General features: G+C 62.5%; 6 protein-coding genes and 2 pseudogenes. 3 read left to right on the top strand and 5 right to left on the bottom strand.

What is annotated here, in order from left to right:
- Positions 1–224: DEAD/DEAH box helicase family protein (locus VIQ49_RS07415; RefSeq protein ID WP_331882629.1), on the bottom strand; the 224-nt coding region annotated here is incomplete at its 3' end.
- Between the two features lie 143 nt (positions 225–367).
- On the opposite strand from VIQ49_RS07415, the gene istA reads away from it, so the two are divergent.
- Both istA and istB read left to right on the top strand, forming a co-directional pair.
- Positions 368–1,891 carry an IS21 family transposase gene (istA, locus tag VIQ49_RS07410; RefSeq protein WP_331882626.1) on the top strand — a complete coding sequence of 508 codons (1,524 nt, stop codon included), beginning with the start codon at positions 368–370 and terminating at the stop codon, positions 1,889–1,891.
- On the top strand, positions 1,888–2,652 hold the full coding sequence (istB, locus tag VIQ49_RS07405; RefSeq protein WP_331882623.1) for an IS21-like element helper ATPase IstB: 765 nt from the start codon (positions 1,888–1,890) through the stop codon (positions 2,650–2,652). The genes istA and istB overlap by 4 nt, the downstream gene beginning before the upstream one ends.
- 122 nt (positions 2,653–2,774) lie before the next feature.
- Here istB and VIQ49_RS07400 read toward each other — a convergent pair.
- The 4 genes and pseudogenes from VIQ49_RS07400 to VIQ49_RS07385 all read right to left on the bottom strand — a co-directional run.
- Positions 2,775–3,224, bottom strand: a pseudogene (locus tag VIQ49_RS07400) (transposase); the annotation flags it as partial.
- 164 nt (positions 3,225–3,388) lie between these two features.
- On the bottom strand, positions 3,389–4,378 hold the full coding sequence (locus VIQ49_RS07395; RefSeq protein ID WP_331882621.1) for a hypothetical protein: 990 nt from the start codon (positions 4,376–4,378) through the stop codon (positions 3,389–3,391).
- A gap of 364 nt (positions 4,379–4,742) precedes the next feature.
- A pseudogene (locus tag VIQ49_RS07390) lies at positions 4,743–4,871 on the bottom strand (bifunctional 5,10-methylene-tetrahydrofolate dehydrogenase/5,10-methylene-tetrahydrofolate cyclohydrolase); the annotation flags it as partial.
- Between the two features lie 68 nt (positions 4,872–4,939).
- The gene (locus VIQ49_RS07385) at positions 4,940–5,707 is read right to left on the bottom strand and encodes a DeoR/GlpR family DNA-binding transcription regulator (protein WP_331882619.1); all 768 of its coding nucleotides are present in this window, start codon (positions 5,705–5,707) and stop codon (positions 4,940–4,942) included.
- Positions 5,708–5,899: 192 nt separating this feature from the next.
- Here VIQ49_RS07385 and VIQ49_RS07380 point away from each other — a divergent pair.
- The coding region (locus VIQ49_RS07380; protein WP_331882617.1) for an LLM class flavin-dependent oxidoreductase at positions 5,900–6,262 on the top strand (363 nt) is incomplete at its 3' end.

Below are 6,262 nucleotides of genomic sequence, written 5' to 3'. Positions count from 1 at the left end.
ACTCCCAGGTGAGTCAGCAAACGTTGGCGCCACTGGTCCGCCAGCGCTTTCCGGTCGACCAGGATCAATGTCGACGTGGCACGCTCGGCGATCGCCGCGCACGCCATCACAGTCTTGCCCATTCCTGGCGGGGCGATCAGTTGTCGGCGGACATGAAAAACTGCCCGCAGGCGGACATGAAAGTGCCCACTGACGGCCAATAAGAACTGCCCACTGGCGGACACGAAAGTGCCCGTCGGCGGCCATGAATCTGCCCAGACCTGTTGATCCCTGTACGGCGCGTCTGCGCCGTGGGGGCCTCTCCCGCGGTTTCGATGTCGATGCCTAGTCGAATCGAACTCCAACGGGAGAGACCACTTGAAGTCTGATGCGAGAACTCATGGAAATACTCAATGCTTACGACTTGACCGGGTCGTACCGCGCGGCAGCCGAGTTGTGCGGCTGCTCGCATCACACGGTCAAGAAGGCGGTGGAAGACCGCGACGCCGGCCTCGAGCCGCAGGTCCGCCGGGCCCGGCTGATCGATGACTTCAAACCGAACCTGGAGGAGTGGGTTGAGGGTTCGCGCGGCAAGATCCGCGGCGACAAAGCCCACGAACGGTTGACCGCGTTGGGCTACACCGGCACCGAACGCACCACCCGACGGGCGTTGGCAGAGGTCAAAGCCCAATGGCGCCTGGGTAATACACGGGTGCACCGGCCGTGGGTCACCGAACCCGGATTGTGGTTGCAGTACGACTTCGGTGACGGCCCGATCGTGAACGGCCGCAAAGTCGTGTTGCTGGTCGCCTGGTTGGCGTGGTGCCGCTTCCGGATCGTGATCGCTCTGCATGATCGGACCGGGCCGAGTGTGTTCGCCGGCCTGGACCGTGTGTTCCGGATCGTCGGCGGCGCCCCGACGTACCTGTTGACCGACAACGAGAAGACCGTTACGACCGGTCACGTGGCCGGGGTTCCGGTCCGCAATCGGCATGCGGTGACCTTCGGTCGTTACTACGGCATCTCCGTGCTGACCTGCGAGCCGGCCGACCCGGCCTCCAAGGGCGGGGTGGAGAACGCCGTCAAACTCGCCAAAGCTGACATCGTGCCCACCGAGACGAATCTGCTGCTCCAGTACGACACCTTCGCCGACGTCGAAACCGCGTGCGCCGAGTTCATGACACTGGTCAACAACCGGGTCCACAAGGCCACCGGCCGGGTACCCGCGGAGATGCTCGAGATCGAACGCACCCAACTCCATGCGGTGCCCGATCTGCCGCACACCGCAGCGTTGGGGGTGACCCGCAGAGTCCCGGACAACACCCCGATGATCACCTTCGAACACTGCCAATACTCGACCCCAGCAACACTATTGGGTCAGAGTGTGTGGGTTCGTCACCACCCGGGTACCGATGAGGTCATCATCTGTGCGCTCGATGATGGCGGCCCGGTCGAAGTCGCGCGCCACCGCCGCACCACCCGAGGTACCCCAGCGATCGACGACGCCCATTTTCCCGATCAGCCCGAGAAGATTCCCGGCGACTACCGGATCCGGGCCCGTAGCGCTGCTGAGCATGCTTTCCTGGCGATCGGGGAAGGTGCTGCGGTGTGGCTCAAAGAAGCCGCCGCGGTCGGCACCGAACGCATTATCCAGAAGATGACCCACGCCGTGGACCTATCGACGCTCGGTAGCTGCACGGATGTGGATTGGGCATTGGGTCACGCGGCGGTGCACGGCAGGTTCGCGACCGGGGACCTCGATTCCATCCTGGCCAGCAAAGGCATGGACCTGACCCGCCACGGCGCGTCGGAAGAAACCTCCCTGGCCCAAGGAACCAGCGGATGGAATCTGTTCGGCACCAACACTATCGAAGCCACCAACACTCCTGACACCCACGAGGAGATCGCATGAACGCGCCGACATTGCCCGTCGATGTGGAGCAGCTGATGCGCCAACTGCGGCTTCCACACGCACGTGCAGTGGCCGACGAGGTGTTGGCGACCGCCCGCGCCCAACGCTGGGATCCAGCCGAGGTCGTCAAGGCGTTGCTGACCGAAGAAGCTGCCGGACGGGCCCGCTCGATGCTCACCACCCGCCGCAAAGCCGCCCGGTTCCCGACGGGGAAAACCTTCGATGTGTGGGACGAGACTGCGTCCTCGATCCCGCTACCCACCCAGCACGCGCTTCGCACCCTTGAATGGGTAGGTCGGCGGGAGAATCTGGTGGTCTGCGGGCCAGCCGGGACCGGGAAGACATTCTTCCTCGAAGCCTTGGGCCACAACGTCATTGAGTCCGGGATGCCGGTTGCGTGGTTCACCCTTGAGCAACTCGGCGTACTGGTGCGCGCACATCGCGCCGATGACTCGTTGGGCAAAGCCGTCGCCAAGATCGTCCGGGCTGAGCTCGTCATAATTGATGACGTAGGGCTTCTCCCGGTGGGTGCCGATGCCGCCGAAGGGCTCTACCGCATCGTCGAAGCCGCCTACGAACGCCGCTCAGTCGCGATCTGCTCGAACCTACATCCCAGCGGGTTCGATGAGTTGATGCCCAAAACGTTGGCCACCGCCACCGTGGACCGGCTGCTGCATCACGCCCACCTGTGCCAAACCAGCGGAGACTCGGTCCGCCTCGCTCAAGCCCTGCACGGTCAGGGGGTCAAAGCCCTGAACTGACCACCCGAACCTACCGGTGGCGGACACCGCCGCATGGGCAGATTCATGTCCGCCACCGGGCAGTTCTTATTGGCCACCTACGGGCAGTTTTCATGTCCGCACACGGGCAGTTTCAGATGTCCATTGACAATCCGGGAAATCGTCTCCTTCGAAACCGTAGCGCCGTAGATTTCCGCGAAGTGCGCGCTGATCTCACGGTCGTTAAACCCTTGGCGTACAACGCTAAAACGATCTCATCAACCCCCGTTGAGTCGGCGCTGCCGCTTCTTGACAATCTGCGGTTCGAACGTCCCTTCGCAGTCCCGGGAGACTTCGATCGGCGCCTGACCGATGGACTCGGTCAACACCGATTTCGACCGGGTCCCGTTGCGGATATTGGTTGACTCGCGATCCGGGTTGGCCTGGTTCTTACCGTGCCCGAGATGCTCGGTCATCTCCTCGTTCAACGCCGTTTCCAGGACCGTCTTGGTGAACAGCTTGTGCGGCCCAACCGGGCCCGTCAGCGACAGGCCCTGCTCTTTCGCAAGCGCACGAGAGCCGCAACCGCCGCCTCCGCCGACGGTGGTGTCGATTTCTTCTCACACCCGCATCATCCAGTGTCGTCATCAGGCACCCTTCTCGCCGAGCATTCACCCAGCGGTCGGGCCGAAACACCGATTAAGAAACACTCCCGCCGGCAAGCCCGACGGGCATGGTCGATTCCCATCAATGATGAGGCCGAACAGAGGGAACGACGCTACTTGGCCGGGAACTGGCTGACGATGTCGCTTTCGGTCTGTTCAATGACCTGCAGGACGCTGTCAGCTACTGCAATGCCTTCGCGCAGTTGCTCCAAGATCTGAGCATCGAGCTGAGGATCGCCGGTATCGTAGGGCCCAAGATCGGGGTCTCCGGTGCCGTCCTCGGCGTTGACAGCGATTGCCCGTGCGGAGCCGATCGCGCTTTCCAGTGCGCCAAGGTTGGGAAACTCAGCGGCAGGACCCTGCAGTTGCTCGGAGGTGAGGCCGAACGAGCTCAAGATTTGCTGAGCGATCGCCTCCGCTTGCTCGACGTCTGCCGGCGGCGGTGGAGGTTCTCCCGGCGCGGGGTCGGTGTTGGACAGAGGTGGCTCCGGTGTCGGGGCCTGGTTGTCGCTGTTGTCTTGGCCCTGTGCGGGAGGGTTGTCACTGTTGTCTTGGCCCTGTGCGGGAAGGTTGTCGCTGTTGTCCTCACCGGGCGTGCCGGTGCCGGTGTCGGTGTGCGTTGCTGGTGGCCCGTCGGACCACGGCTGTGTTGTGACGGTTTGGGGTTGAGTCCTGGCGGTTTTCGGGTCCGTCTTGGCAGTTTTGGGCCCCATCCCGGTGGAGCTGGGGTTGTCTCGTCCGCTGTGTCCGGGCTTGTTGAGCCCTCCGGGCTGCACCTGTGGGGGTGGGCTGGATTTGGTTTTCGGGCCGGAGTTGTTGGGGCCGGAGTTGTTGGGGCCTTGGCCGGTCTCGGGGGTGGACGGCTTGGGGTTTTGCGGCGTGGGCGACGGGTTGGTGTTGTGGGTAGGCCCCCCGTTCGCCGGCGGTGGAGACGGAGTGTTCTTGGTGTGGGCGGGCGCCGTGGAGTTGTTGGGCGGGCGTGGTGACGGAACGCTTATGGCGGCCGCGTGCGCGGCGGGCAGGCACAACGCAGCGCCCACACCGATCGAGACAACCGCACGGCGGGTACGCATGCGGGGCTTACTGCTCTCTATGGGTGTCATGTGCTTCCTTTCGATTCGAGATTCGAGGTCACGCCACCACAACCAGCGGCAGCGGGCCGGCGGCGTCAAAGTATTGGATGCAGCCGCCGATCGAAAGGTTCCGTTCACGGTGTGAGGTCCGCGAAAGTGTATGGCCGGTGGGACGTCTCCACACGGCGAGTAGGTCCGCATCCACCTCGATATCACCGTAGACGAGAAGGACACCAGTTCTGTCTGGTTCAACTCTTCGTCTGGCGACAGGACCGGCCGCCGAAGTCCGGCCGTCCGGCCGCGAGTCCGCAGCCGCTGGGTCTCCGCCAGGAAATCTGTTTGGGCCAGTTGACAGAATCATGTCACAGCTTTAATCAAGTGTGCTGCAACATATTTAGTTGCCATTGACGGAGCGCAACGTGCCGGAGCTGTTGTAAGCGGCCGTCAGCGTCTGATCCAACAGCACTGCGATCGTCATCGGACCGACTCCACCCGGCACCGGAGTAATCATGCCCGCACGCTCACCAGTGCACTAAAACTAGGGCATGCCAGGTGTTGGCAGGCCGGGCGGACTTTCCGCCACCCGTCCCTTCACCCGCCATCCACCCGAGCCACGACGACGTCCGCTCTGTATCGAGCACGATCGACCTCGTCCACACCCGAGTCAGTGATGAACAGATCAACCTCGTCGAGCGCGGCAACCTTCGCCAGCGCACGATTCCCGAACTTCGAGCTATCGGCGACCACTATCGTCTTTGTCGCTGCGGCAATCATCGCGCGCTTAAGAGGCACCTCGAGAGTGTTTGTATTGGTGATACCGGCGACGGGATCGACTGCATCAGCGCCGAGGAATGCCCACGCAGCAGAATAGTCCGCGAAAAACTCGATCGCACGATCGCCGATCAGAGTGAAGACCGAGTTCAACAACTCTCCACCGGTGACCAACAGGCGGGCACCCGGAACCGTGGCCACAAACGCAGCAGTCCGCAGGTCGTTGGTGATGAAAGTCAGATCGCTCGTATGCCGAAGTGCAACCGCAACTTGATAAGTGGTCGATCCACTGTCGAGGATGACGGTGTCGCCCTCTTTCACATGTTCAGCTGCGATCCTTGCGATCGCGGCTTTCTCTGCCCTGCGCTCCCCTGCCTTGACTGCATAGGGGATCTCGAAGGTCGTCTTACCTGTCGGCCGGGCACCACCATGGGTTCTCGCCACTTGTCCGACTCGAACCAGCTCGTCCAGGTCGCGACGGATTGTGGATGTGTCGACCCCCAGCTCCTCCGACAGCATTTTGGCTTCGACATAGCCGTCTGCATGTAACCGCTGAACGATCTCACGACGTCTCTCATGCGCTGACATGACCACCCCCTTACTTCGAATTCTTACTCGCCGAACCGGACCCAATTGTAGCCCGAAAGCGCGCAGAGATTGACAGCAGGCCACCGTATCTGCATGATTATCGGCATAGTCTGCACGAAATCGTGCATTTGGTGGGGCCCAAGTAGCTCCCTAAGACAACAGAAGATCCATGAGAGGACCGGTGCCACAGTCATGCTGCGTTTGGGTTACAAGGTTTCGGCGGAGCAGTTCAATCCTCGTGAGCTGGTGGAGATCGCGGTGGCCGCGGAAGAGCACGGGATGGATTCGGTTGCGGTGTCGGATCATTTTCAGCCGTGGCGTCACAACGGTGGTCACGCCCCGTTCTCGCTGGCCTGGATGGCGGCGGTGGGTGAGCGGACCAAGCGGGTGCAGATCGGGACCTCGGTGATGACCCCGACGTTCCGGTACAACCCGGCGGTGATCGCGCAGGCGTTCGCGTCGATGGCATGTATGTACCCGGGCCGGATCATGCTCGGTGTGGGTACCGGTGAGGCGCTCAATGAGTACGCGACCGGTTTTCAGGGTGAGTGGCCC

The sequence above is a fragment of the Williamsia sp. genome (assembly GCF_036566845.1).
Taxonomy (GTDB): domain Bacteria; phylum Actinomycetota; class Actinomycetes; order Mycobacteriales; family Mycobacteriaceae; genus Williamsia.
The sequence above is the reverse complement of the archived record's forward strand: the minus strand, read 5'-3'. Positions and strand labels throughout refer to the sequence as shown.